The organism is Ruminococcus sp. NATIVEDY160, from assembly GCF_045819885.1.
Lineage (GTDB): Bacteria > Bacillota > Clostridia > Oscillospirales > Acutalibacteraceae > Ruminococcoides.
The window spans coordinates 1,096,729-1,121,370 of sequence record NZ_CP162391.1 but is presented as its reverse complement, the minus strand read 5'-3'; the positions used below and the strand labels follow the sequence as shown (position 1 = coordinate 1,121,370).

25 protein-coding genes are annotated in these 24,642 nt (G+C 50.0%); 3 read left to right on the top strand and 22 right to left on the bottom strand.

Annotation, left to right across the window (positions count from 1 at the left end):
* Nucleotides 1-67 precede the first annotated feature (67 nt).
* The 3 genes from AB1I49_RS05480 to AB1I49_RS05470 are packed head-to-tail and all read right to left on the bottom strand — an operon-like array spanning nt 68 to nt 2,921.
* Nucleotides 68-1,522: a putative ABC transporter permease gene (locus AB1I49_RS05480; RefSeq protein WP_316609942.1), complete on the bottom strand. Its 1,455-nt coding sequence runs from the start codon at nt 1,520-1,522 to the stop codon at nt 68-70.
* A gap of 52 nt (nt 1,523-1,574) precedes the next feature.
* Nucleotides 1,575-2,480, bottom strand: a complete 906-nt coding sequence (locus AB1I49_RS05475; protein ID WP_316611449.1) for an SPFH domain-containing protein — start codon at nt 2,478-2,480, stop codon at nt 1,575-1,577.
* A 3-nt stretch (nt 2,481-2,483) separates the two neighbouring features.
* Nucleotides 2,484-2,921, bottom strand: a complete 438-nt coding sequence (locus AB1I49_RS05470; protein WP_407721578.1) for an NfeD family protein — start codon at nt 2,919-2,921, stop codon at nt 2,484-2,486.
* 140 nt (nt 2,922-3,061) lie between these two features.
* Here AB1I49_RS05470 and AB1I49_RS05465 point away from each other — a divergent pair, with 140 nt between their 5' ends.
* Nucleotides 3,062-3,664, top strand: coding sequence for a DUF4364 family protein (locus tag AB1I49_RS05465; RefSeq protein ID WP_316610750.1), 603 nt, complete (start codon nt 3,062-3,064; stop codon nt 3,662-3,664).
* On the opposite strand, the gene AB1I49_RS05460 is transcribed toward AB1I49_RS05465, so the two are convergent.
* The 7 genes from AB1I49_RS05460 to pyrE form a co-directional block, all read right to left on the bottom strand.
* Complete coding sequence (locus AB1I49_RS05460; RefSeq protein ID WP_316610749.1) at nt 3,661-3,921, bottom strand: pro-sigmaK processing inhibitor BofA family protein; 261 nt, start codon at nt 3,919-3,921, stop codon at nt 3,661-3,663. The two genes, AB1I49_RS05465 and AB1I49_RS05460, sit on opposite strands and share 4 nt — an antisense overlap.
* Nucleotides 3,922-4,019: 98 nt before the next feature.
* Nucleotides 4,020-4,274 (bottom strand): preprotein translocase subunit SecG, encoded by a 255-nt coding sequence (gene secG, locus AB1I49_RS05455; RefSeq protein ID WP_216524123.1) that lies wholly within the window; start codon nt 4,272-4,274, stop codon nt 4,020-4,022.
* Between the two features lie 105 nt (nt 4,275-4,379).
* The gene (locus AB1I49_RS05450; RefSeq protein WP_407721577.1) at nt 4,380-6,617 is read right to left on the bottom strand and encodes a DNA gyrase subunit A; all 2,238 of its coding nucleotides are present in this window, start codon (nt 6,615-6,617) and stop codon (nt 4,380-4,382) included.
* Nucleotides 6,618-6,630: 13 nt separating this feature from the next.
* Nucleotides 6,631-8,616 carry a DNA gyrase/topoisomerase IV subunit B gene (locus tag AB1I49_RS05445; RefSeq protein WP_407721576.1) on the bottom strand — a complete coding sequence of 662 codons (1,986 nt, stop codon included), beginning with the start codon at nt 8,614-8,616 and terminating at the stop codon, nt 6,631-6,633.
* 125 nt (nt 8,617-8,741) lie between these two features.
* On the bottom strand, nt 8,742-10,694 hold the full coding sequence (uvrB, locus tag AB1I49_RS05440) for an excinuclease ABC subunit UvrB (protein ID WP_407721575.1): 1,953 nt from the start codon (nt 10,692-10,694) through the stop codon (nt 8,742-8,744).
* 3 nt (nt 10,695-10,697) lie between these two features.
* Nucleotides 10,698-11,381 carry a JAB domain-containing protein gene (locus AB1I49_RS05435; RefSeq protein ID WP_316609180.1) on the bottom strand — a complete coding sequence of 228 codons (684 nt, stop codon included), beginning with the start codon at nt 11,379-11,381 and terminating at the stop codon, nt 10,698-10,700.
* Between the two features lie 17 nt (nt 11,382-11,398).
* A complete protein-coding gene (gene pyrE, locus AB1I49_RS05430) occupies nt 11,399-12,073 on the bottom strand; it encodes an orotate phosphoribosyltransferase (RefSeq protein ID WP_316609181.1) in 675 nt (224 codons plus the stop codon).
* A 228-nt stretch (nt 12,074-12,301) separates the two neighbouring features.
* On the opposite strand from pyrE, the gene AB1I49_RS05425 reads away from it, so the two are divergent.
* Complete coding sequence (locus tag AB1I49_RS05425) at nt 12,302-12,532, top strand: hypothetical protein (RefSeq protein ID WP_316609182.1); 231 nt, start codon at nt 12,302-12,304, stop codon at nt 12,530-12,532.
* A 32-nt stretch (nt 12,533-12,564) separates the two neighbouring features.
* Here AB1I49_RS05425 and AB1I49_RS05420 read toward each other — a convergent pair whose 3' ends face one another.
* The 10 genes from AB1I49_RS05420 to AB1I49_RS05375 form a co-directional block, all read right to left on the bottom strand.
* A complete protein-coding gene (locus tag AB1I49_RS05420; protein WP_407721574.1) occupies nt 12,565-13,617 on the bottom strand; it encodes an acyltransferase family protein in 1,053 nt (350 codons plus the stop codon).
* 12 nt (nt 13,618-13,629) lie between these two features.
* Nucleotides 13,630-14,034 carry a lipocalin-like domain-containing protein gene (locus tag AB1I49_RS05415; RefSeq protein WP_316611334.1) on the bottom strand — a complete coding sequence of 135 codons (405 nt, stop codon included), beginning with the start codon at nt 14,032-14,034 and terminating at the stop codon, nt 13,630-13,632.
* 9 nt (nt 14,035-14,043) lie between these two features.
* Nucleotides 14,044-14,688 carry a hypothetical protein gene (locus AB1I49_RS05410; protein ID WP_316611336.1) on the bottom strand — a complete coding sequence of 215 codons (645 nt, stop codon included), beginning with the start codon at nt 14,686-14,688 and terminating at the stop codon, nt 14,044-14,046.
* The gene (locus AB1I49_RS05405; protein ID WP_407721573.1) at nt 14,689-15,651 is read right to left on the bottom strand and encodes a DUF624 domain-containing protein; all 963 of its coding nucleotides are present in this window, start codon (nt 15,649-15,651) and stop codon (nt 14,689-14,691) included.
* Between the two features lie 21 nt (nt 15,652-15,672).
* Nucleotides 15,673-16,338, bottom strand: coding sequence for a stage II sporulation protein M (locus tag AB1I49_RS05400; RefSeq protein WP_316609189.1), 666 nt, complete (start codon nt 16,336-16,338; stop codon nt 15,673-15,675).
* A 61-nt stretch (nt 16,339-16,399) separates the two neighbouring features.
* Entirely contained in the window at nt 16,400-17,197 is a 798-nt protein-coding gene (gene proC, locus AB1I49_RS05395) for a pyrroline-5-carboxylate reductase (protein ID WP_316609192.1), read from the bottom strand.
* 19 nt (nt 17,198-17,216) lie between these two features.
* Entirely contained in the window at nt 17,217-19,670 is a 2,454-nt protein-coding gene (locus AB1I49_RS05390; protein ID WP_407721572.1) for an SH3 domain-containing protein, read from the bottom strand.
* Between the two features lie 81 nt (nt 19,671-19,751).
* Nucleotides 19,752-20,303, bottom strand: coding sequence for a hypothetical protein (locus AB1I49_RS05385; protein ID WP_407721571.1), 552 nt, complete (start codon nt 20,301-20,303; stop codon nt 19,752-19,754).
* Between the two features lies 1 nt (nt 20,304).
* Complete coding sequence (locus tag AB1I49_RS05380; RefSeq protein WP_316609196.1) at nt 20,305-20,928, bottom strand: J domain-containing protein; 624 nt, start codon at nt 20,926-20,928, stop codon at nt 20,305-20,307.
* Nucleotides 20,912-21,775, bottom strand: a complete 864-nt coding sequence (locus AB1I49_RS05375) for a DUF5685 family protein (protein WP_316611341.1) — start codon at nt 21,773-21,775, stop codon at nt 20,912-20,914. Before AB1I49_RS05375 ends, AB1I49_RS05380 begins: the two co-directional genes overlap by 17 nt.
* Before the next feature lie 148 nt (nt 21,776-21,923).
* Here AB1I49_RS05375 and AB1I49_RS05370 point away from each other — a divergent pair, with 148 nt between their 5' ends.
* On the top strand, nt 21,924-22,496 hold the full coding sequence (locus tag AB1I49_RS05370) for an HAD-IB family phosphatase (protein WP_407721570.1): 573 nt from the start codon (nt 21,924-21,926) through the stop codon (nt 22,494-22,496).
* Nucleotides 22,497-22,521: 25 nt separating this feature from the next.
* Here AB1I49_RS05370 and AB1I49_RS05365 read toward each other — a convergent pair whose 3' ends face one another.
* On the bottom strand, nt 22,522-23,364 hold the full coding sequence (locus AB1I49_RS05365; RefSeq protein WP_316620034.1) for a hypothetical protein: 843 nt from the start codon (nt 23,362-23,364) through the stop codon (nt 22,522-22,524).
* A gap of 72 nt (nt 23,365-23,436) precedes the next feature.
* Complete coding sequence (locus tag AB1I49_RS05360) at nt 23,437-24,633, bottom strand: serine hydrolase domain-containing protein (protein ID WP_407721569.1); 1,197 nt, start codon at nt 24,631-24,633, stop codon at nt 23,437-23,439.
* Nucleotides 24,634-24,642: the final 9 nt, after the last annotated feature.

The following is a 24,642-nucleotide window of genomic DNA, read 5'->3' as shown; positions in this document are numbered from 1 at the left end:
AATTGCAATAGCGTAAAAGAATTAAAAACAAAAAGGACAGATTGCTCTGTCCTTGTAAAAGCATATTTTACTGTGCGGAGTCAGGTGTGGCTGAATCGGGTGTCGCTGAGTCGCTCTGCAGCTCCTCCAGACTTTCGGAATCGCGCATGTGCGGAAACAAAAACTTCATCCGGTCATCATCGAAATGCTTGTCAAAATACACATCTACGGCGTTTGAAGCGGGTACGCCGTCTATTCTCTCGTTCCAGCGGTAAATTGACATAACCGTCATGATTCCGTTGAAGAGCATAAAGATAAACAGAACAACCAAAATAACCGAGCCCTGCTTTTTGGGTATCTTCTCGATTTGCTTTGACATGAACGGATACAGATATCTCACCCAGATAAGTCCCAGAAAACCCCAGAAGCAGGCGTATAGCAAGCAGGTTCTGCCGCCGATGTTGAGCGGCATATCGCTGTAATCCCATGAAACGGTGCCGAGAAAGGTTTCCTGCCCCCATGAGCAGATATACTCAAAGAACGCGCCCAGTGCCGCGCTGATAATAAAAATCAGCGTATCACTCAGCTTGAAGAGCCTGTAGAGCACGGTGGTCAGCAGGCATGCGCCGCCTCCGTATACGGGAATGAACGGGCCGTAAACCACTCCGACGCGGCATTCAAAATGACCCTCGACAAAAAAAGCGTAGACCGTTTCAATGCAGGTGCCGATAAACGAGCCGATCAAAAACAGCATAAACAGCTTCTCGAAGCAGAAACCCGAGGCAAAGGGCTTATCCTCCTCTTTCTCATAGACAGCAGTGTACTGTTTCATGTTGTCCGCTTTGATTTCGTCGAGCTTCTGCGTCACCTGTTTTACATAGGCGGAACCGCGAAGCTCAGGAAACGCCGAGGTCATACGCTTGCGCAGAATGTTGTTGGTCAGAATCCTGTTGTAGTTTTTCTCAAGCTCTGACAGCTCTTCCTCGCTGATTTCATCGTGAAGCTTGTTGTCCTCCCTGAATTTGCTCAGGCGCTTCTTAAGACGGAAAATAGTGATAAAAGAGAAAATGTAGTCAATCAGGATCACTCCCGCAATTGAGAGCGCGATAATCATGCTCATGTAATCGGGAAGGTAACGGATTTGAAGTCTGATTACGGGAATCAGAATCTTGACCGCGAACGTGCCGCCCAAACCGAGCAACAGAGCAAAAGGAAACGTGATGTAGCTTCCGATTGCAAATTTCATGTGCGAATAGTCCCACGGCTTGCAGCCGAGGATTTTCTCTCCGACAAGTCCCACAAGTACGGAAAAAAACGACAGCAGAAGCGTCGTGCCTATGTACATTATAAAAAGATGGTCGCTGAGCTGATTGAACACAAGGTAGCAAAGAACCGCGCTCGCGCCGTATGTAGGTGAAAACGGCAGCGTCAGAAAGCCCTTGTTATAGAATTTCTTTTCGTTGAAGAAATTATATATACAGCTGAACAGCCAGCCCAAAAACGAAGTAATTATAAAATACCAGAGCAGCTCAATCCAGTACAATCACATCACCCTTCCCTTATATAAAGGCGCGCCGTAAAAGCGCGCCCGTAGATTAATTTTCGTCCTTCCAGACTTCCTTGATCGCGGCAACGCTGCCCGCAAGTCCTTGGATATCGGACGGGATAATGATTTTTGTAGCCTTGCCGTCAGCCGCCTTTGCAAACGCCTCAAGGGATTTGAGCTGAATGATTTTGTCGGTAGGCGCGGCTTCGTTGAGCATTCTGAGAGCGTCGGCGTTAGCCTTCTGTACGGTCAGAATCGCTTCTGCCTCACCCTGAGCCTCACGGATTTTCTGCTCCTTGACAGCGTCCGCCTTGAGAATAGCGCTTTCCTTAAGGCCCTCGGCTACGAGAATCTGGCTGCGCTTCTCACCCTCGGCGTCGAGAATTCTGGCGCGGCGTTCACGTTCCGCCTTCATCTGCTTCTCCATCGCGTCCTGAATCTCGCGCGGCGGAAGTATGTTCTTGAGCTCAACGCGGATAACGCGGATACCCCACGCATCGGTCGCCTCGTCAAGGATAATGCGGATCTTATCGTTGATCGTATCGCGCGAGGTGAGCGTGTTATCGAGCTCAAGGTCGCCGATGATGTTTCTCAGAGTTGTTGCGGTGAGGTTCTCGATCGCGCTCAGCGGACGTTCAACGCCGTAGGTGTAGAGCTTCGGGTCGGTGATTTCAAAATACACGACCGTATCAATCTGCATTGTGACGTTATCGCGTGTGATAACGGGCTGAGGCGGAAAGTCGACTACCTGCTCCTTGAGAGAAACCTTCTTGGAGATTCTGTCGACAAACGGAACCTTGAGGTGCAGTCCTGTCTGCCATGTTGCGTGATATGTGCCCAGACGCTCGATCACATATGCGTGAGCCTGAGGCACGATTTTGATGTTGCGGACTATGAGGATCAATATAATCAAAAATACGGCTATTACAACCGAAATGCCGATAATTCCCTGCATGAGTTATTTCCTTTCTTCTACAATTAGGCGGACTCCCTCGATTTCGAGGATCTCCACCTTAGCGCCGACTTCAATCGGGGTTATCTCTGACTGTGCGCTCCATGTTTCGCCGAGCACCTTTACCTGTCCGACGGAAAACGGATCGGCAATTCCCTTTGTCACGATACCGAACTGACCTATCAGCCTGTCCGCGTTGGTGCCGACCTTATCGCTGTTCTTGCGGAATCGCCTGACCAGCGGCCTTGTAATAAGCAACGACATCGCCGATACAACAAGAAATACCACCAGCTGCACGAAGATGGACGGTGTGAATATCGTAGATATTGCCGCGGCGACAGCGCCGAGTACAAACCATAGTGAAACTAATTGTGTGGTGGACGCTTCAACAACCGCCATGACAATCGCGAAGCCAATCCATATAAAAGGCATATATTTTTCCATTGTTCGACCTCCTTCACTATAGTTTAGCATAATGTTTGCGCTACGTCAAATAATTTTTGTGCAAAATACATTTGCCGTTTCTGTTATTATATGCTATAATAGGTTCAGATATTAAAATAATCGGAAATAAGGTGAGTTTTATGGCGTTTGATACCTTCGACGAAGGAATCGCTCTTGGGGGGCTGAGAAGCAAGCATGAAATCAAAGTGCTTATGTGTTATCTTTTTAACAGCGTTAAGGATAAAATGTCCGAGAGTGTTATTACTGAGGCGATCCGCGAATATGAGTTGGCTAATTTCTTTGAGGTCAAGGCGGCGTTCGACGAGCTCAAACGCAGTGAAAACTTAGCCGAGGACGAGATTGTCGACGGCGAACAGACCTACCGCCTGACCGATAACGGCAAACTGGTCGCCGAACAGCTGGAGAGTACTCTCGCCTACTCAGTCAAGGAGAAAGCTCTGCGCTGCGCCGTTGAGCTGCTTGCCGAAAGAAAAACCCTGCGCGAGAACTTTGTTGACATAGTTAAAACAGGCGACGGTTTTCAGGTAAACTGCCGCGTTTCGGGCGGAGATACGGATTTATTCTCCTTCACACTCTACGCTCCCGACGAAGAGATGGCACAGCTGATGAAGAAGAACTTCCTAAGCTACCCTGTGACCGTCTACAAAACCATGCTCGCGCTCATGACCAAAAACCGCGAGGCTATCGACGACGCGCTTGAGGATATTTATTCGCAGAGCTAAAAAAACAGATTCAGCGCGAGAAGCAGAGTTACTCCGGGTATTCCGCCGATTACGGAAACAAGTACCGACAGCAGACTGACGGGAATATATACTCCCGTAAATCCCGCGGTAAGGTTGATCGCTGTCAGCGTACCCGCTCCCAAAGCCATACTTAACAACGCCCGTCTGAACGGGCGTTTATTTTTTGCCGTGAAATGCAGCAGCGCAAACACGATGAATGTAGCGAAAAATATTATGACTATTCCCCACCAAGGCATATGAACATCTCCGATTCGTATGTACTGACTGTGAATAAAAAAACAGACCGCCGGTTACCGACGGTCTATCATATGCTTTGTTTTGGGAAAATATGCTATCAGCCGAGAAGGTTGAAATAGCTGAGCACGTTAAGAGCGATTACAAACAGAACAAATACCGCAGCAAACACCTTCGTCCAGCGAGAAAGAAATGCGTCGATGGAACGTGCCTTGTTCTTTGAGAAGTAGGAATCCGCAGCGCCGGTAACAACGCCGATGCCCTGCTGGTTACCTTCCTGAAGAATGATTACTACAATAATTGCGATGGATACAATCGCGAGCAAGATGCCGAGTACAATACCCCAAGCGTTCATAACTATATCGTCCTTTCATTTAGCGGGCCTGCCGCTATTCTGCATTATTCAACTTATATATATTACCATAAATTTTTTTAAATATCAAGATATTTTTTAAATTTTTTAGATAAGTGTTAACTGCTCGTCCTTCAAGTCGTCATTTGTAGGCAGCGCGCCGAGCGCCGGCAGCGATTTTGTGCGGTAACGCTGCGGCTTTACGAAGGTTCCCTCTAAGTATGGCTGAAGCTCAAACAGACGATGTCCCTTCTTGAGCTTCATGACAGCCACGCCCTGCGTCGAACGGGTCGTCTTGATTGCCAGAGCGCCCGTGTGCACGAGAAGCATTCTGCCCGAGGACGACTTGAAGAGCACTTCCCCGTCCTCGCTGAGCTTGAGCATTCCCGCAAGCGGACACTTATCCGAATATGCACCGGTGAGCTTCTTACGGTTGGTCTTGGTGGCATAAACCTCCAGCGGAACCTTTGCCGCCTTGCCGTTCTCAAAACCAAACAGAAGGATTCCCTTGTAGTCCTTTGTCGCTACCATATAGACGGCATTCTCGCCCTCGTCCATTCCGAGCTTCACCGCGACGTACTCGCCGAGAACAGAAGCCTTTGTGTCTGAGAACTCGCTCGCCTTTGTCTTGTATACCTGAGCCTTGTCGGTAAAGAAGAGCAGATCGCAGTTGTTGGAGAACTCGATTTCCTGAGTTATCTCGTCGCCTTCCTTGAGCTTGTGGGTGTTGCTCATTCGCAGCGACTGAGGAGTGATTTTCTTGAAATAGCCTTCCTTTGTGAAGAAGAAGGTGCAGGCGTAATCGGGTACCTCCTCTGCCTCCTCTGTGTAGACTGCGGTGTCCTCGTAGATAATCATGGACTTTCGCGGCTGACCGTACTTGTCGGCAACAGCCCTAAGCTCCTTGACGATGATCGTCTTGATACGCGCCTTGCTCTTTAATATGTCGTCAAGCTCGGCTATCTCGCGCTCCAGATCCTCGATGTCCTTGGTGCGCTTGAGGATATACTCGCGGTTGAGGTGTCGCAGCTTGATCTCGGCTACATACTCCGCCTGAATCTGATCGATGCCGAAGCCAATCATCAGGTTAGGTACAACCTCGACCTCCTCGTCGGTCTCGCGGATAATCTTGATCGCCTTGTCGATATCGAGAAGGATTTTTTCAAGTCCCTTCAAAAGGTGCAGCCTCTCAGCCTTTTTGGTGCGATCATAGAAGGTACGGCGCTTGACGCACTCAATGCGGAAGGCAATCCACTCGTCGAGCAGCTCCCTGATTCCAAGAACACGCGGTACACCTGCGATAAGCACGTTGAAGTTGCAGGCATAGCTGTCCTCAAGGGTGGTCAGCTTGAAGAGCTTTGCCATCAGCTTGTCGGGGTCGGTGCCGCGCTTGAGGTCAATTGTGATTTTGAGACCGTCAAGACCTGTTTCGTCGCGGATATCGGAGATTTCCTTGACCTTGCCTTGCTTTACGAGGTCAATGATTTTCTCAATGATGACCTCGCAGGTGGTTGAGGCGGGAATCGAGAGCACATCAATGCAGTTCGCGCTTTTGTCGTAGACGTACTTCGCGCGCAGGCGGATACTGCCCTTGCCTGTTTCATAGACCTGAGTGAACGCCTTTTCGTCGTATATAATCTGGCAGCCGCCGCTGAAATCGGGAGCCGGCAGAGTGGATTTTATATCATGGTCGGGGTCGCGGATAAGCGCCGCCGTTGTTTCACAGATTTCGCGGAGGTTAAAGGAGCAGATGTTGGACGCCATTCCTACAGCGATACCGGTGTTGGCGTTGACCAGCACCGACGGATACGTCGCAGGAAGCAGAGTCGGCTCCTTCATTGTGTTGTCGTAGTTGTCGACAAAATCTACGGTATCCTTGTCGATATCGCGAAAAAGCTCGTTACAGATCGCGGCGAGCTTTGCCTCTGTATATCTGGACGCAGCCCATGCCATGTCGCGGCTGTAGAACTTACCGAAGTTACCCTTTGAGTCGATATACGGGTGCAGAAGCGCCTCGTAACCGCGCGACAGACGAACCATTGTGTCGTAAATCGCGGAGTCACCGTGAGGGTTGAGCTTCATCGTTGCGCCGACGATGTTCGCAGACTTTGTGCGCGCGCCGTTCAGCAAGCCCATCTTGTACATGGTAAAAAGCAGCTTGCGGTGGGACGGCTTGAAGCCGTCGATTTCCGGGATAGCGCGCGAGAGAATTACGCTCATCGCGTAGGGCATGAAGTTTTCGCGGATCGTAGAAACAATCGGCTGCTCCACTACCTCGCCCGCGCCGTTGATTACGCCCTTTGTCTTGGCGGGCTTTGGAGCTTTGGTTGATTTTTTTCGTGCCAATTCTTCTTCCTCCTCAGCTTACGTCAAGATTATCGATGTATTCGTTACCGTGCTCGACAATGTAGTCCTTACGCGCCTGCAAATTGTTGCCGATGAGGATGTCAAAAATCTCGGCGGTCTGAGCCGCGTCGTCGGGCATGACCTTGATCAGGCGGCGGGTTTCGGGATTCATTGTTGTCAGGTTCATCATGTCAGGTTCGTTTTCACCGAGACCTTTACTTCGCTGAATCGTGAACTTCTCCTCGCCTATCTGCTCGATGAATTTGTCCTTTTCAATCTCGTCGTAGGCGAAATAAACCTCATTTTTAGTGGTGATTTCATACAGCGGAGATTCGGCGATGAACACCTTGCCCTCGTGAATCAGCGTCGGCACAAGGCGGTATATCATGGTCAGAAGCATTGTGCGGATATGGAAGCCGTCCACGTCGGCATCGGTACAGATGATGATTTTGTTCCAGCGCAGAGCGTCCATGTCGAAGGTCGCGAGGTGCTTGTTTGCCTTGGACTTGACCTCGACGCCGCAGCCGAGCACCTTGAGCAGATCGGTGATGATGTCGCTCTTGAAAATGCGGTCGTAGTCGACCTTTAGGCAGTTGAGGATCTTGCCTCGAATCGGCATAATTGCCTGAAAGTCGGGATTTCTTGCCTGAACGCAGGCGCCTTTAGCAGAGTCGCCCTCCACGATAAATAATTCTCTTACAGAAATATCCTTGCTGCGGCAGTCGACAAACTTCTCGACGCGGTTGGTCATGTCGAGGTTGCCCGAGAGCTTTTTCTTTATGTTAAGACGGGTCTTTTCGGCGTTTTCGCGGCTGCGCTTGTTGACGAGCACCTGCTCGGCGATTTTCTCCGCCTCGAGCGGGTTTTCGATGAAATAAATCTCAAGGCTCTGGCGCAGAAAGGCTGTCATCGCGTCCTGAATACCCTTGTTGGTGACCGCCTTCTTTGTCTGGTTCTCATAAGAAGAAACGCTCGAGAACGAGGAAATTACACAGACAAGGCAGTCCTCAACGTCGTCGAACTTGATCTTGCCCTCGGATTTGTTGTATTTATTGTTGTTTTTTAAGTAGTTGTCAATCTGATAGACGAACGCGTTACGCACAGCCTTGTCGGGTGCGCCGCCGTACTCGAGCCAGCTTGAATTGTGGTAATACTCGGTGGCGTTGACCTTATTTGAAAAGGCTACGGCAATGTTCATCTTGCACTTATACTCCGGCTTATCGTCGCGGTCGCGGGTCTTGACCTCGGTTTCCCAGTGCTGAACGGTGGTGAGTCCGTTTTCACCGATAAGCTCCGCGACATGGTCTACAACGCCATTGGCATAGTTGAAGGTTGTCGTCTCAAAGGTTCTGTCGGTCTGATTGCGGAACACAAACTCCACGCCCGCGTTGACAATCGCCTGACGCTTCATTACATCGAGAAAGTACTCGGGCTGAATATCAATGTCTGTAAATACCTCGAGGTCAGGCTTCCATGTGATTTTGGAGCCTGTGTCGTGCTTTGAGTACGGTTCCTTTTTCAGTCCGCCGATATTCTCGCCCTTTTCAAAATGCAGGGTGTAGCGGAAGCCGTCGCGGCGGATATCTACGTCCATATACTGAGAGGCGTACTGGGTTGAGCAAAGTCCCAAGCCGTTCATACCGAGAGAAAACTCATAGCTCTCGCCTTCATTATTGTTGTACTTGCCGCCCGCGTACATTTCGCAGAACACAAGCTCCCAGTTGAAGCGCTCTTCCTTCTCGTTGTAGTCGACGGGAATGCCCCGTCCGAAGTCCTCAACCTCGATTGAACCGTCAGCAAAACGGGTTACGACAATCTTTTTGCCGTAGCCCTCGCGCGCTTCATCGATTGAGTTAGAGAGAATTTCGAATACCGAGTGCTGGCAGCCCTCGAGTCCGTCCGAGCCGAAAATTACTGACGGGCGTTTGCGAACCCTTTCGGCGCCTTTCAGCGTGGTAATACTGTCGTTGCCGTATTCATTCGTCTTTTTTCTTGCCATTCAATTCATCCTTGTTCGTTTTTTCGTTTTATCCGTTTATACAGGTCAACACCGCAGCTTCCCGCGGGAATCTGCGGTGATTATAAAGCATAGCCTTTCACGCGCGTCTTGCGTCAGCCCAAAAATCAACCTCTGAGCTTCTTGATTTTGTCGCGGAGATACGCCGCGTGCTCAAACTCGAGCAGTCTCGCGGCAGCCTTCATCTCCTTTGTCAGGCTATCGATAAGCTGCTGGCGCTGCGCCTTGCTCAGTTTCTTTGTATTCTTGAACTCACTGTCGCTGTGAGTGGAAATCTCGATTATATCGCTGACCTTCTTGACGATGGTCTGAGGAACGATGCCGTGCTCCTCGTTGTAGGCATTCTGAATCTCGCGGCGGCGGTTGGTCTCCTCAATCGCTACGCGCATCGACTCGGTGACGCTGTCGGCGTACATAATTACCATGCCCTCGCTGTTACGCGCGGCACGTCCGACAATCTGGATAAGCGAGCGTGTACTGCGCAGGAAGCCCTCCTTGTCGGCGTCGAGCACCGCGACAAGGGATACCTCGGGAATGTCAAGTCCTTCGCGCAGAAGATTGATTCCGACGAGCACGTCGAACTCTCCGAGGCGCAAATCACGGACGATCTCCATGCGCTCCACGGTGTCGATATCATGGTGCATATAGCGCACCTTGATTCCCATTGTTTCGAGGTACGAGGTCAAGTCCTCAGCCATCTTCTTGGTGAGTGTCGTGACGAGAACGCGCTGCTTCTTCTCGGTGCGGATATTGATCTCTGACACCAGATCGTCAAGCTGTCCCTCGGTGGGACGGACGGAAATCTCGGGGTCGAGAAGCCCCGTGGGTCTGATGATCTGTTCCGCGACGACCTTGCTCTTCTCAAGCTCGAGGTCACCCGGGGTCGCGCTGACAAATACCGCCTGATTTACGCGCTCGTAGAACTCGTCAAAGTTGAGCGGACGGTTATCGTATGCAGAAGGCAGGCGGAAACCGTAATCGATAAGGCTCTTTTTGCGTGCGCGGTCACCCGCGTACATTCCTCTCACCTGCGGCAGAGTTACGTGTGACTCGTCGACAAAGAGCAGGAAATCCTTTGGAAAATAATCGAGCAGCGTATACGGCGACGAACCCGGCGCTCTGCCCGAGAGAATTCTCGAATAGTTCTCAATGCCCGAGCAAAAGCCTATTTCCTGGAGCATTTCCATATCGTAGCGCGTGCGCTGTTCAATGCGCTGAGCCTCGAGCAGCTTTCCGTTTTCACGGAAATATGCCAGTCTTTCCTCAAGCTCGCGCTCTATCTCGGCAAGCGCTGTCTGCATCTTGTCGCGCGATACAATGTAGTGCGAGGCGGGATATACCGCGGCGTGCCGCAGAATCGCTTTAAGCTCGCCTGTCAGCGGATTAATCTCGGAGATGCGGTCAATCTCGTCGCCGAAAAACTCGACACGGATTATAGAATCATTGGACGACGCGGGAAAAATCTCCACCACATCTCCTCTGACTCTGAATTTGTTTCTGATAAAATTGATATCATTGCGCTCGTATTGCAGCTCAACCAACTTCTTGACAAGCTCGTCGCGGCTTTTTTCCATTCCAGGGCGCAGAGAAATTACCATATTGCGGTAATCAATCGGGTTGCCGAGACTGTAGATACAGGACACTGACGCGACGATGATCACATCTCTGCGCTCGGACAGCGCAAGGGTTGCGCTGTGGCGCAGCTTGTCAATCTCGTCGTTGATTGAGCTGTCCTTTTCTATATAGGTGTCGGTCTGGGCGACATATGCCTCGGGCTGATAATAGTCATAATACGACACAAAATACTCGACAGAGTTTTCGGGAAAGAACTCCTTGAACTCCGAGCACAGCTGTGCCGCAAGGGTTTTGTTGTGCGCGAGAACAAGCGTCGGGCGGTTCAGGCGCTCAATGACATTAGCCATTGTAAAGGTCTTGCCCGAACCCGTTACGCCGAGCAATGTTTGCTCCTTGTTGCCCGCCTGAATACTCGAAACGAGCTTGTCTATTGTCTGGGGCTGGTCGCCCGTTGGTTTGTACTTTGAATGAAGCTTAAAATCCATAACTTATATCAAATCGTATTCACGCAGCGAGGCATACTCGTTGTCCGCTACGATAAAATGGTCTAACAGGTGAACGCCGACGGACGACAAAGTGCTGTCCAGCAGCTTCGTTACATCAATATCGGCGCGGGACGGAAGCAAAGAACCGCTTGGGTGGTTATGAGCGATATAGGCTGTGCGCGCGTTGTGGCGGATTGCCAGATCGACTATCCTGCGGAGCGGAAAATCCGAAGAGCTTACCGAACCCTTCGCCACTATGTCAAAATAGAGAATCTTGCCCTTCGCGCTGCCCAGAAGAAGCGCTACCGCCTCGCTGGTTCTGCCGATAAAACGGCGCGCAATCATATCACCCACCGTTTCGGGGTCGATAAGGTTAGTATCCGACAGTTTTGACTCGTTATACAGACGCGACATCTCGGGCAGGAGCTTGAGCAGCGCCGCCGCGCTCTCGGAAAGCCCAAAGTCCCTTTCCAGCTCGTCGATCGGAGCATCGCACACTCCGCCGATATTGCGGTAACGCTCGAGAAGTCTGTGTGCCAGCGGATTTGTGTCCCTGCGCGGAATCGCATAAAACAGATACAGCTCTAGCGCCTGGTGCTCCTCAAAACCATCGAGTCCGTTATCGATAAAGCGTCGCCTTAACCGCTCCCTGTGTCCGGAATGTTCGGATTTTTTGCTATCTCCCATGACAAATCACCGTCAAATCATCTTACGCCGTACTGCTCATAGTATGCGTCAATCGCCGCCTTGAGCTTGTCATCAATGATGACTCTGCCCTTGTATTCTCTGTTATAAAGATGCTCGACTATCTCTGCCATTGTGACAATAGCGGTGGTCTTTAAGCCGTATGTCTCCTCGATCTCGGCAAGAGCACTCTTTTCACCCTGGCCTCTTTCCATGCGGTCAACCGAAACAACAAGGCCGATGGGATTTACATCGCCCTGAGCCTTTATGATAGGCAGAGTCTCGCCGATAGAGGTGCCTGCGGTTGTAACGTCCTCAATAATAACGACCTTGTCGCCGTCATTTATCGGGCTGCCCAACAAAATTCCCTTGTCGCCGTGATCCTTGACCTCCTTGCGGTTGGAGCAATAGCGGATATCGGTGTCATACTTCTCGCTGATTGCGATAGTTGCGGCTACAGAAAGCGGAATTCCCTTGTAGGCGGGTCCGAACAGCACGTCGAAATCAAGTCCGAACGCGCCCTTGATCGCCTCGGCATAGTACGCGCCGAGTCTGCGAAGCTGTGCGCCTGTTCTGTAAAATCCCGTGTTAACGAAAAACGGGGTTTTTCTGCCGCTCTTGGTTACGAAGTCGCCGAACTTCAGAACCTGACAGTCTACCATAAATTCAATAAATTCCTTTTTGTACGCTTCCATAACAGACCTCCGTAAAACATCAAATATTTGTTTGATTGGTATTAATAATTTATTTTACCACAAGATATTGATTTTGTCCACAGAATTTACATTTATGTAACCGAATATATTGTGTTGAGCATTTTACAATTATAATTTCAGCAATAATTCCCTGTTGACTTTTTCGAACGCACGTTCTATAATATACTTATAAAGCAAACATCTATTCGATTGCGTGAGATGAAAACTATGAAAAAATATATTCGGATTGACGCTAAATTTGAGCGTGACGGAACTATGCTTCCCATAAAAATTATCTGGGATAACGGAGCCGAATACCCGATAAGCGAGGTTATAGACGTGAGGTATTTCAAGACCGACACAAAAGGCGCCACAGGTATTAAATACACCTGCATTATCCTCGGCAAAATCAGAGATGTATATTTTGACAGCGTGCGGTGGTACGTTTTGAGCGGATAAAAAAACTCCCGCCGAAGCGGGAGCTGTGATTCTTATTGTTTTTTCGCGATAGCGAGAATCTGCTTTGTCGGGAATGAGAAAAACGGCAGCGAACAGAGGAACACCAAGCCGACGGCGATCAACAGATAAATTACCGTTGCCGCCAGACTGCCTGTGAATCTCTCGATACTCTCGTATACATGAAGCTCCTCGAAAACAATCAGGAAGCTCTTATGCCAGAAATAAATCTGTAGGGTTTTCGCACCGATGCCGGAAATATAACCGAGGTTTTTGTTCGGCAGAATGCAAATCAGCGCAAGACTGATTCCGACAGCCAGCACATAGGCAAATATTCTGTAAAGCGGGCCAAAAAGCCATCTGCTGTCAAGCGAGGTATAGCGGTTTCTTCCCGTGAAAATCGGTCTGAGTGAGAACAGGAAGTCGCGGTGGAAAAACAGAAGGAACAGGAATGCCGCAAGGCAGACAGCAAGAAATGCCGCCGCGATAATTTTGAATTTCTTCTTATTAAGGAACCTGTATAGCTCTGTCGGGTCGAGGTAATAGCCCAGCAGGAATACAGGGAAAAATACCGCGATACGCATAAGAGCAAACTCGTCGCCGAGGTTGCTGTCAAAGCCCGCCATGATTCCGATCAGCAAGGCGAACAGCATGACAAACTTTCCGTCAAACTTGCGGAATGCCCAGACGAGCGCGGTAAATACCGCCATCGCCCACATGAACCATGTGTAGGTGTCGTAGATTTCAAAGGTCGCGTATACGGGCGGAAGTCCGGTGCAAATGCGGACAACAGCTGTAATCATACGAAGCACCAGACCGATAAGGACAAACGCGAGAATCTTGTATTTCGGGAATTTCGTCTCCGCGTTCATCGGCTTGAGGAACAGTCCGCTGACAAAGAGGAAAAGCGGCATATGAAATGAGTAGATCATCACATACATGCCCTTTTCAAGCGTGTAGCCGTCAAAATCCGTCAGATAGTTGATGGCGTGTCCTATGACAACAAGGATAATCGCGAGGCACTTGACGTTGTCATATAGATAAATGCGTTCCTTCGCGTTGGGAATAGTTTTAACTTCCGTACTCAAAATGAAAGCTCCTTACTGCTTTGTAAAATAAACATCGTAGCCGTCATATGTCACTACAATGCACTGTGTGCCGCCCTTTGTAACAATATCGAACTGCGACTGGGTATCGTCGTCAAACAGAACGTTGATTTTGTCTCCCGAAAGCTCATATGTACCCGTGTGAGTGCCGTCCGACGGGTCGCCGGGGCTGAGCCAAAGCTCAAAGGTACCGTTTGACGAAAAGCTGAGGGTACCCTGATAGTTTGAATAATGGGAATTATAAACCTCACGGATATCTACCTCGTCGCCGCTCGCGTTATTCGCCGAATCAGGAACCCAAAGGGTGTTGCTGAGGTTCACAGAGCCGTTACACGCGGAAAATATAATCAGGCAAAGAAGCGCCGCGGCAAAAGCGGAAATAAGTGCCGTTTTTTTCATGGCTTTCACCTACCCGAAATACACGGTGTAATCTCCGTACTGAATATTGAACTTCGAGGGAGTGCCGCCGTCCCATTCGGTTACCTCGATACGCATATTTTTGTCATTAGTGTAGGTCGCGTGAATGGTTTTGTCCTGGACAACATAAGCGCCGCGGTTGGACTCACTCGAAATCAGTGTATCCTTAAAGGTGCCGTCCTCGTTGAAGCTCAGGACGCCGTCGCTGTAGCCCGAACCGAATACCTCGCGCAGAGTGGCTTTGCCGCCTGTGAGATTGTCGTCGACATCGCCGTTCGGAATGAAGGTTGCATTGAAATAGCTCACCTCAACGCCCGGATCTGTGGGAACCGCAATATCAATCGGAGTGTCCTCTGTGTGGACGCCCTCGTCCGCAGCGGTGGTCGCCTCAGTCTGAGCCTTTGTTTCGGCAGGCGCTGTGGTCTGAGCCTGATCTGCCTGCGTTGTCGGAACAGCCTCTGACGCAGTCACATCAGTGGTGACAGGAGCTGTCGTCTCCTGCTTATTAAATATTGACAAACCGCCGTTCATCAGAAAAATCGCTCCTCCGACTATCGCGCCGACAACGATAACAGCTACGACAATCAAAATAACAAGAGGTGCGTTTGAACCCTTTTGGCTGTGTTTACCTGCCATTTACTTTTCCCAGCTTTCTTCGGCAGCATGTTTCATTTTCAGTAAAACGCTGCGTTTAATCATTTTTCCGTTAAAAAATATATATTCGTCGCCATCTGCGGATTCGTCGATTTCGAGCTTGCGAAGCTGCTCGGCAGTATCCTCCTCCGCTTTCTTGCGGCGCAGATTTTCGAGTTCGGTGTATTTTTCGCTGAGACGCTTGTCCACCTTGCGGGACTGTGCCTCGCGGTCGGTAATCATCGCGTACATTCTCTTGTAAATCGCGGAATTGATTATGAACGCCATAACCGACGGCAGGATAAACAATCCGAGAACAGCGGTGACAATCGCGATAGCTATTGGGTTGCCGCCGCAGCAAATCAGAAATGACGAGGCAACAACAAACAACAGAAACAACCCGAAGGTCGCAATAAGGTTGGATTTCAGCTCGCCGAAGCTCATAAGAAGTCCGTTGCGGTAAATAGCCTTCATCGGAAGCTCAAAGCTGACTGTCATGGCCGGAATGTGATAGAAAAAGAACATCAGCAATATTCCGATAAGAATACAGAATGCCATCAGCACATAGAAGACTCCGTTCTCGGCACCCATACGGAAGTAGAGCGTTATCGAGTAGTATGTGAAGAACGCGGCAATATAAAAAAGTACGCCGTGAACCAGAAAACGCGGAAAGTTCTCCTTGACGTTGGCAAAAAATGTCCTGCATACGTCAACATCCGTCTCTCCCTTTGCAAGGTGAAGCGTTACACTTACCACACCCGCGTAAAATGGAAACAAAGGGATCACCGTAAACAGAATTACAAAAAACGAATTTAAGCCTGTCAGCGTATTGACCGCATAAAATATCGCGAAAAATACGGCGGCAGGTATCGCAAACAAAAGATTGGTCAGCAACAGCTTCGGAAAACCGTGAAAGAGGTTGCTGAATACCCGCGCTATCGGCAGGGTTTTGTTTTCATTTGCCATAAGTTCCTCCGAATGAAAAAATTACCGGAACGCTTCCGCGAACAGCGTCCAGAGGACGGTGTCGAGAAGCGAGGCGCAAAATGTCATAATCAGCGCGGAAACGAACCGCGAGCTGTATCGCAAAAAGTGTTCGCGCAGCACACCGTCGGGCAGATTCTTTGATACAAGCAGCTTGAACTGACGAATCGAAAACGGAAACGCCAGAGCCGAAAAGCCCGTAAGCGCGATACAAAACAGAAAGGTTCCCGGCAAAAGCACCAGAAGATAGAATCCTAAGCCGTTAAGCCCGTTTTTGATTATCAGATACGCCGCGGTCAGTCCTGTGCCGAAGCCCTTGAATAGCACTGTAAACAGTTGAAACGGCAGTCCCCACGGTGCAAGTCCGAACAGATAGATTGCTGTGACAAAGATAAAATCCGAGGCGAAACACGCGCTGAAAATCCCGAGAGCGCCCTTGCTCATGCGGGCGTCGAGGTTGGTCGTAAACAGAAAATCGAGAGATTGCAGCGTCGAATCATCAGCGCCGTGCGCGTACGCAGCTCCGAAAGCCAGACCCGAAAGCAGAAGAATGACAAACATAACCGTCACACCGCTTTTTCTGAACGCGGAAACAACGTCGGGCATGTGGAAGCGCAGCCGCTTCGCCGTCGAATGAGATTTTTTGAACGAAAATACAATGCCTTTCACGGAAACATTCCTTTCTTTAACTTGTCCGTTAAAGCATATGAGGAAAATCCGTGAAATATTCTTATTTGCCGAGCTCTTCGGCGCGGTCGGTGCAAGCCTGCATCGCATCGCGGATAGCCTCGGTGAAGCCGTGCTCGCGCAGCTTGTTGAGAGCCGCGATTGTAGTGCCGCCCTTGGAGCTGACTTTTTCAATCAGCACATCGGCGCTGTCGCCGCTCTCCCTGAGCATCGCCGCCGAACCCTCAAGGGTCGCGCAGATAAGGTTCATTGCCTTGTCGTAATCAATGCCGCATGACTCGGCGTAATCCGCCATAGCCTTGGCAAAGAGGTAAATATATGCGGGACTGGAGCCGTTGACCGAGATGATCTCGTTCATGTGCTCCTCAGTGATATACTCGCAAACTCCGCTGCCCGCGAAAAGCTCCTCAACGATCTGCTTGTCCTCTTCCGAAATATTATCCGACGGACAGAGTGCGGAAGCGCCCTTGCCGAGAAGCAGAGGTGTGTTGGGCATTACCCTGACAACAGGACAGGCTTTGCCGAGAGCGTTCTGAACATAGCTGATGGAGATGCCTGCCGCGATGGAAACAAAGGTCTTTTCCGCGGTAGCCGCGTCCTTGAGCGACGCGATCGCCTCGGCGTAATGCTGAGGCTTTACCGCCAAAACGATGATATCGCTTTTCGCCGTTACATCAGCGCAGGAGCCGCATACCGCGGCTCCAAGCTCTTTCATCAAATTTTGTTTTTCCTCGCTGACGTCAAAAACATTAATGTTGTCAGCGTTTCCGTTGCGGGCGATGATGCCCTTAATAATTGCGGTCGCCATATTGCCCGCGCCGATAAATCCGATTTTTTTCATAAATTATCCTTCTTAGTTATTAAATGCTGAATCCGCTGCTGCGTGAGCAGGAATAGCTGAATCCGTATTTGTTGAGCCAGCCGTCGTTCTCGTAGTCGCCGTAGAAGAACATCTCGCCCTCGTCAATTCGTCTGTAGAGAAGTCCCCACCAGCAATCGCCCGCGGCGTGGTGCCACTGGAAGAAATTGGAAACATAACGTGACTTGCTGACGTTATTCAGGTCGCGGCTGCCCGAACCGCCCGAAGCGGAGGCATACTGCGAGTAGATATAACCAGTCGTGCCGTTTGAGAGCTTGATTTTATACCAGCTCGAATTGTAGAGCTTTCCGTCAACAAAGGTAAACTTGGTGTTTTCGCTCAGTGTTGAAACTACGGAATAACCCGTGCCCGCGCCCGAACGAAGGTTTACATAATCATCGTTGACAAAACCGCTGCCGCCTGACTTGACAGAGGCAGATGAAGCGCCTGTTCCCGTATCGAGAAGTACGGAACGCAAATCACTGTCATTCGTGATAGCGTACGAACCGACATTATAAGCAAATGAAACAAGCGAGTCGAACTGCTGCTGATTGAACTTGACGTCGTTAGAAGTAAGGAAAGCGTTTGTGCGTGTGGTATAACCGCCCGAATTAACGGTTTCGCAGAGATAGGCGTATGCCTCTGTGCGCGTGACGTTGTTGTAGAACTGCTCGTTGGTGGTAATAACCTTGCCGTAACCGACTGTGGGGTCAGAGATGATAGCGTCGGCGGTAATCTCAGGCAGGAAGCCCTCGAATACCGAAATCAGCTTGATAACCTCGTCGCTCGCTCGTCTTTCGCCCGTGACAGTGGTAGTCCTGTCGGTTGAATTTGTGACAAATACCTCTCCCTCACCATTGACGGGTGTTGTGAGATATTTGTCGTAGTCGACAAACTTCGAATAAGCCTTAAATGTCCACTTGCCCGAGGAATTGAGCTTCTGGGAACCTGACCAGACAATTGTGCCCGACTCTGTCTTTTCCTTTGAGGCGTTGACAGTGTATGAGGTTGAACCGTCTGTGACGACAAAGTATACGCCTACGCGGTCGGTATCGGTAATCGCCTTGAAGGTTACGTTCGAGCCCTTGGGAGCGGAGTTCGGAGTCGCGTATACAAAGCGGATATTATCTCTGCCGATTACCTCAATCAAACAGGTCGCCGCACCGCTTGAGGTGTAGGCGGTGATAGTGACAAAGCCGTTCTGGGACTGTGTGTCGACAACACCGCCGTCGACTGTGGCAATCTTGGTATTTGAGGATTTCCACTTTACGCCCGAGGTTGTTGACTTGAGCAGAACAGACTTTCCGCGGCGCATATTCTCTATGCTTGTGCAGGAGATGTTTACGCTGCTGCCCGATTTGACGGTTACATTGCAGCTTGCGGAAGAGCTGCCCGAGGTCGCTGTGATCTTCGCAGAGCCCGAGCTCTTGGCGGTAACAACGCCGTTTGAGTTTACTGTCGCGACTGATGTGTCGGAGCTTGACCACTTGACCGAGCCGCCCTTGGCGGTTATGGCAAGCTGGTTGCCTGTGTAGATCGTTTCAGAGGTATTCGAGAGGCTGAGGCTTCCCGATGACGAACTGCCGCCTGAGGACGAGCTGCCGCCCGAGGAGCTGTTCTTCTCGATGGTTATGTAATCCTTGATAACCCAGCCCGTATCTCCGTCTGAGGTCTTGATATTGTACCAGTCGCCGGTAGGCTTCTCGCTTACGAGTGTGAACTTGGTATTCTTGCGCATGCAGGTAATAACCGCGTTACCGGTACCCGCGCCCTTGCGGAGATTAACATAGTCCTCGCTGACATATCCCGTCGACGCGGACGACGAAGGACCCGAGCCGCTGCCCGAATTGCCGCCTGAGGACGACTTGTCGGCGGTCACATAATCACCGCTCACCCAGCCTGTGGTGCCGTTGGAGAGCTTGATGTTATACCATCCGCTCTTCGCGGTGGTGCTGACAAAGGTGATTTTTGTGTCCTTGCGCATCACGGTCAAAACCGAATTGCCCGTACCCGCGCCCGAACGGAGATTTACATAGTCGTCGTTGATATAGCCTGTCGCGCTGCCTGAGGACGAGGAACCGGACGACGAATCATCAGCCTTAACCTCGGCGTCGGAACTGCCGCTGCCGCTGTCCGTAGCGGTGACGTAGTCCTTGTGAACATAGCCTGTTTTACCTGTTTCCTTCTCGGTGACCTTGTACCAGTCCGAGCTGTAGAGGTCGCCGCTTTCAAAGGTGACCTTTGTGTCCTCACGCATACAGGTCAGCACGCTGTAACCTGTGCCCGCGCCCGAGCGCAGATTGACATAATCGTCAGAAATGTAGCCGCTTCCGCCTGTGACTGGCTTCGCCGCCGCGTTTGCGGTAATCATAGGTATGGCAATCGCAAAAACTGACGCTGCCAGAATAACGGCGAGCACAATACAGACAATTCTGACAACTGCCTTTTGTTTCATATTTTCACCTTCCTACCAATAAAATAATTCTATAAAGAAATTATAACACAATATGACATTGTTTGCAACAATCCATACGGATTATTTGAATATGTGGAGCAGTTTTTCGCGGATTTTTCTGACGTAAAACACGACAAACGTTGTAAGCGCAAAGTCATACAGCAGAAAAAACAGGTTGCCGAACGCCAAAAACACGAGCGGCATATAAATTCCGAAGAAAGTAAACTCCTCCGCGGGAACAGCCATCAGCTTTGTCGCTATAAAAAACGAGCCGACCGCCGCCGCGTTGAACAATGCAAATTTGAGAACATACTGCACAAGCTTGCTTTTCAGCTTACCCTCGATAAACGCCTTTAGCACCGGATAATAGCCGAAAAGCATCGCGAAATACAGCACAGCCTCTTTGTCGCCCGCAACAAAAAACGAAAGAACGGACACAACTGCGTAAACTCCCAGCGCCCATTTCGCGCCGTACTCAATCACAATCGCGATAAGCAAAACTCCGGCAAAGCACGGCAGAGCGTAGGTGCCGACGGGAATCAGCGATGTGATCAGCATCAGCATGACCGCAAGCGCGGCAATAATCGCGCAGAGAGCGATCTTGAAGGTCGGCTTCTGAATCGGACTCTTCATATCAGCATGACCTGCAGCAGCTGCATATACAGTTCGCGCACATAAGCGCCGAACAGATATCGCATACGGAACATCCGCTTGAGTCGTAGGTGTTCGCAGTGTTGTAGCCGCCGTAATTGTAGGTGCGCTGAGCGTTCATATTGTTGACCGCGGTGCGGTATTCCTGATTGTTAGGATCCATATTGACCGCCGTTTGGAATTCAACGTTTGCCTGGTCGCTCCAGCCTCTGCGGTAGAAGCACATTCCTCTGAGGAAGTGCCATTCCGCGTCGCGCTCGTTTTCGGGAATGCCGTTGAGAACATTCTCAGCTTCGTTTATCATGTTGCGCTGGATATAAATGCGTACGCTGTTGTATTTTGAATAGCCGTAGCCCGAGGAATTGTAGCCAGAGCTGCTGTATGAGGACGATCCCGTAGAACCTGTTCCCTTGCCCTTCTGGCGCATGCGGTTTATTTCATCGTACGCCTCGTTGACCTCTTTCATCTTCTGCTCGGCAACGTCCGCGAGCGGACTGTCGGCATAATTATCCGGGTGATATTTCTTCGCGAGATTTCGGTACGCTTTTTTTATTTCTTCATCCGTGGCACTCGGTGAAACTCCCAGCACCTCATATGGATTGCTCATTTCTTACCTCCCTTTGGTCGGACAGCACGCTGTTTTGTCTTAGCGGAAATCCGAACAGCATCATATTGTCGAGAATACCCTTGAAATCATACAGATTCAGAAGGTTGTACGCGTCATATGCTCTCGCCAGCGACTGGCTGAGCACCGCGCCCATATATTCATGTAAAGCATCGGTTTCAACCGACAAAAACGGGTTGAAGTTACCGCGCTTTTTGTCTTTTTCATAATCGTCCGCCGCATCCATCAGATAAACCCATCTTCCGAGATGATAGCCGCATTCGTACAATACCCGGGCGTCGGATTCTGTTTTGCCCTCTGACTTCATTATCTCTGCAAGCATATATGCGGTCGGATGTGCCGCCTCATCAAGTGAAGGCTTGTCCTTTTGCTCGACCGCAATCTGGTAATTGAGCATATCACGGACAATTATATCAAGCTCAGGGTAGCGCTTGGCAGCTTTCTTTCTCCAGCGTGAGAAAAACGGTTTTATCAGCCGTACTGCGAGAGCTTTGAAAAAGCCGCTGTCGCTGATGTCGTCGCAAAGCTTATAGTAGACCGAAATCACCGTCAGCGCCGCCGCTTTGCTGTAGCAATCGTCCTCACAGCGGGCATACTTACATTTTTTCAGGGGATTGAAACGGCACCTTCCGTCCTTAAAACCGCTGCAGCTCCTGCGCAGCGACATCAAAGTAATTGCGTAGAAGGTACAGTCGTAGCTGAGGGCAAAACGCGCGAAAATCGAGTAGTCCCTGCCGAGCTGTTTGCACAGTCCGCAGTATACGGATTTATACGCTTCATATTCCCTGACCTTAAGCTCCGCCTTGTCGATTTGCAGATATCCGAACATATACGCTCCCATAATACTTTTTGGTTTATAATTATACCATATGTATCGGAATTTTTCAATAGTTTGTCAAATTATTTTTTCTATAATCGAATTTTGGCAGGGCTTGATTCACGGCAGAAACAAGTGTATAATTAAAGCGGTGATATGAATGAATGTTTACGACTTTGACAAAACGATATATGGCGGAGATTCGACCGCCGATTTTTATCTTTTTTCGCTGAAACGGCATAAAAAAATCCTCCTTCTTGCTCCCTCGCTACTCGGTGCGTTCCTTAAATTCTATCTATTCAGAAAAGGCAGCAAGACGGATTTCAAGCAGGTAATGTACCGCTTTCTGAGAAACTGCGATATTGACCGCGACGTTAAGGATTTCTGGGAAAAGAGCCGTGCGAAAATCAAACAATACTACTTAAAGCAGCAAAAGGACGACGATGTTATTATCTCCGCGTCGCCCGAATTTTTGCTTGAACCGATTTGCCAAATACTCGGAATACGATATCTGATGGCTTCGCGCGTGGATAAATATTCAGGTATCTACGACGGTATCAACTGTCACGGAAAAGAAAAGGTCAGGCGATTCTACGAAATGTTTCCGAATGGAAAAATCGAGGAGTTTTACTCTGACAGCTACAGCGACACTCCCCTCGCGGAAATCGCGGAAAAAGCGTATATTGTCAAGGGCGAAGAGCTCACTGACTGGATATTTGAAAAGAGGAACTGACAAAAAATCAGTTCCTCTTTATTAATTACTCGCAGCCGCAGCCGAACGGAGCGCTGCCCGAATCGGTATCGGCGGTACTGGGCGGGAAGAAGGATTCCGTCGGGAATTCTATCTTGCTGAACACTTCGCACGGGTCGTCTGTCTTTGCCGCGCATTCCTTTCTCGGAACACAGAAATCGTAGGAAGGAATCATCAGCTGCACATTTCTGCTGAGCTGGACGATAGAAAAGATTCCGAGGGTTACAAGGATATGCTGGGCAGTCGGCACGACGAGCTCCTCACCGAAGTAGTTTGCGACCGCCTCGGGCACGAACGGCAGGATATCGGGCGCGGTCACCGGCTCCACTGAGGACGCGAGCGCCATCGGCGCTGAAACTTGAACTGTCACCTTAGGCGCGGTGCTGACGGCTCCGTTGCAGCTGTCAAAGTCGCTCGCGTCAATCTCAGGCGTCTTATCCCCCGAGAAAATCTTCGCGTTCGCGTCGCTGCCGTAAAGCACAACGCGCTTTGAGGCGGTTGCGAGTCCCGTCACCGTCGCGGGCAGCGTACCTCTGCCCGTGTAAACCTCGGCGCCGACTGCGATGTAGAAAACGACATCGACGGCGTAGTATCCGCGGTTAAAGGCAACGGAATCGACCGAAATGTTAGCGGTGAGAACGCTCGCCTTTGTCACACGAACCGAGGCTGCTGTCTCAACCAGATCCTGATCCTCGGCGGTGAAGAATACCGTCAGATCTCTCAGACAATCCTTTGCGCCGCAGCTGTCATAAATGCGCGGTACTTCTATGCAGACGGGTTCAAACTGGACTTCCTGACCGTCGCCGTTCTGCGTGGTCTGAGCGTCATTATCAATGCTGACTTCCGACATAAAAATAACCTCCATATAAGTATTTACAGTCTGACTGTAATACCATAGTATGGAGGTCAACAGGTTGTGTGATTATCCCGCCGAGAATTTGGACAGATATTTTCTGAATAATCCGCGCAGGAATGACGGGTCTGAAAAGTTGTAGTTCGAGAGAGAAACGAAAATTTCGCTCTTGTCGGTGGTATAGCTCAGCATTGAGGAATATGCTCCGCAGCGGCCCGAAGCGGAAAGTCTGTCACCGCTTATATACATACCGCATGAATAGCCGTTTTCGGTTGGGGTGCGCATTTTGTTTATCGATTCATCGCTGATGATTTTATCGTAGAATATGCCGTCAGTCCACTTGAGCAAATCAGAGATGTTCGAAATCATTCCGCATGCGGAATATCCAACTCCGCTGTAGCAGAGCTTATCGCCCTCTGCGTTGCCGTCATACGGAAGCGCGAGCTTATCGCCGCCGTCAAATGAGGTCGCGTTCATCGCAAGAGGCTTGAAAATCGCGGAATTGATGTAATCCTCATAGCTCTCGCCGCTTACCTTTGCAATGATCTCACCTAAAAGATAGTAGTTGCTGTCGGAATTTTCGAAGGAAGAGGACGGCTCAAAACGCAAATCCTGCGAGAGTATCCAATCCAGAATGATTTTTTTGTTTTCATCAAACGAATTGTCCTCTTTTATATCGTCGTTGATGGCAATGTGCAAATTTGCCGCCATGTCGCTGATATCGCTGCGTACAATATAGTTCGGGATTCCCGAGGTCATGTTGAGCAGGTTATCGACAGTAATATCTTCACCGTATTTGTAGTCGGGAAAGAACTTGTCGATGGTGTCGTCAAGGCTCAGCTTGTCACTGTCAACTAATGACAAAACTGCCGCTGCTGTCATCTGCTCTGTAAGCGCGCCGATATAGAAACGCGTGTTGATCGAGTTGTTCTTGTGGTTATTGGCGTCAGATGAACCCGTCGCGCTGAGATACTCAAAGTCATTACCGAGCTTCATATAGATAACGCCCTTGAAGCGTCTCTCTGAAACATAGCCGTTGAAAGCGGAGTTTATCTCGTCGGTCTTTTGCTTTATTGAGAGGAAATCATAGCGCTTGACGTTTGCTGTCTCGTCGATTGTAGCCGCAGGCTTCGCTGGTACAGTAGTTGCCGCAGCCGTGGTTTCGGCGGTCGTTTCGGACTGTGATTCCTGCGGAGCGCCGCAGCCGCAAAGCAGCATACACGCCGCAAGCGACATACATAATATTGACTTGATGAGTCTGGACAAATCCATCAC

What these genes read in the sequence shown, in the direction of transcription:
- AB1I49_RS05475 (WP_316611449.1), bottom strand. Translation starts at nt 2,480, where the DNA reads ATGCAGGGAATTATCGGCATTTCGGTTGTAATAGCCGTATTTTTGATT.
- AB1I49_RS05470 (WP_407721578.1), bottom strand. Translation starts at nt 2,921, where the DNA reads ATGGAAAAATATATGCCTTTTATATGGATTGGCTTCGCGATTGTCATG.
- AB1I49_RS05465 (WP_316610750.1), top strand. Translation starts at nt 3,062, where the DNA reads ATGGCGTTTGATACCTTCGACGAAGGAATCGCTCTTGGGGGGCTGAGA.
- AB1I49_RS05460 (WP_316610749.1), bottom strand. Translation starts at nt 3,921, where the DNA reads ATGCCTTGGTGGGGAATAGTCATAATATTTTTCGCTACATTCATCGTG.
- secG (WP_216524123.1), bottom strand. Translation starts at nt 4,274, where the DNA reads ATGAACGCTTGGGGTATTGTACTCGGCATCTTGCTCGCGATTGTATCC.
- AB1I49_RS05445 (WP_407721576.1), bottom strand. Translation starts at nt 8,616, where the DNA reads ATGGCAAGAAAAAAGACGAATGAATACGGCAACGACAGTATTACCACG.
- uvrB (WP_407721575.1), bottom strand. Translation starts at nt 10,694, where the DNA reads ATGGATTTTAAGCTTCATTCAAAGTACAAACCAACGGGCGACCAGCCC.
- AB1I49_RS05435 (WP_316609180.1), bottom strand. Translation starts at nt 11,381, where the DNA reads ATGGGAGATAGCAAAAAATCCGAACATTCCGGACACAGGGAGCGGTTA.
- pyrE (WP_316609181.1), bottom strand. Translation starts at nt 12,073, where the DNA reads ATGGAAGCGTACAAAAAGGAATTTATTGAATTTATGGTAGACTGTCAG.
- AB1I49_RS05425 (WP_316609182.1), top strand. Translation starts at nt 12,302, where the DNA reads ATGAAAAAATATATTCGGATTGACGCTAAATTTGAGCGTGACGGAACT.
- AB1I49_RS05415 (WP_316611334.1), bottom strand. Translation starts at nt 14,034, where the DNA reads ATGAAAAAAACGGCACTTATTTCCGCTTTTGCCGCGGCGCTTCTTTGC.
- AB1I49_RS05410 (WP_316611336.1), bottom strand. Translation starts at nt 14,688, where the DNA reads ATGGCAGGTAAACACAGCCAAAAGGGTTCAAACGCACCTCTTGTTATT.
- AB1I49_RS05405 (WP_407721573.1), bottom strand. Translation starts at nt 15,651, where the DNA reads ATGGCAAATGAAAACAAAACCCTGCCGATAGCGCGGGTATTCAGCAAC.
- proC (WP_316609192.1), bottom strand. Translation starts at nt 17,197, where the DNA reads ATGAAAAAAATCGGATTTATCGGCGCGGGCAATATGGCGACCGCAATT.
- AB1I49_RS05390 (WP_407721572.1), bottom strand. Translation starts at nt 19,670, where the DNA reads ATGAAACAAAAGGCAGTTGTCAGAATTGTCTGTATTGTGCTCGCCGTT.
- AB1I49_RS05385 (WP_407721571.1), bottom strand. Translation starts at nt 20,303, where the DNA reads ATGAAGAGTCCGATTCAGAAGCCGACCTTCAAGATCGCTCTCTGCGCG.
- AB1I49_RS05380 (WP_316609196.1), bottom strand. Translation starts at nt 20,928, where the DNA reads ATGAGCAATCCATATGAGGTGCTGGGAGTTTCACCGAGTGCCACGGAT.
- AB1I49_RS05375 (WP_316611341.1), bottom strand. Translation starts at nt 21,775, where the DNA reads ATGTTCGGATATCTGCAAATCGACAAGGCGGAGCTTAAGGTCAGGGAA.
- AB1I49_RS05370 (WP_407721570.1), top strand. Translation starts at nt 21,924, where the DNA reads ATGAATGTTTACGACTTTGACAAAACGATATATGGCGGAGATTCGACC.
- AB1I49_RS05365 (WP_316620034.1), bottom strand. Translation starts at nt 23,364, where the DNA reads ATGTCGGAAGTCAGCATTGATAATGACGCTCAGACCACGCAGAACGGC.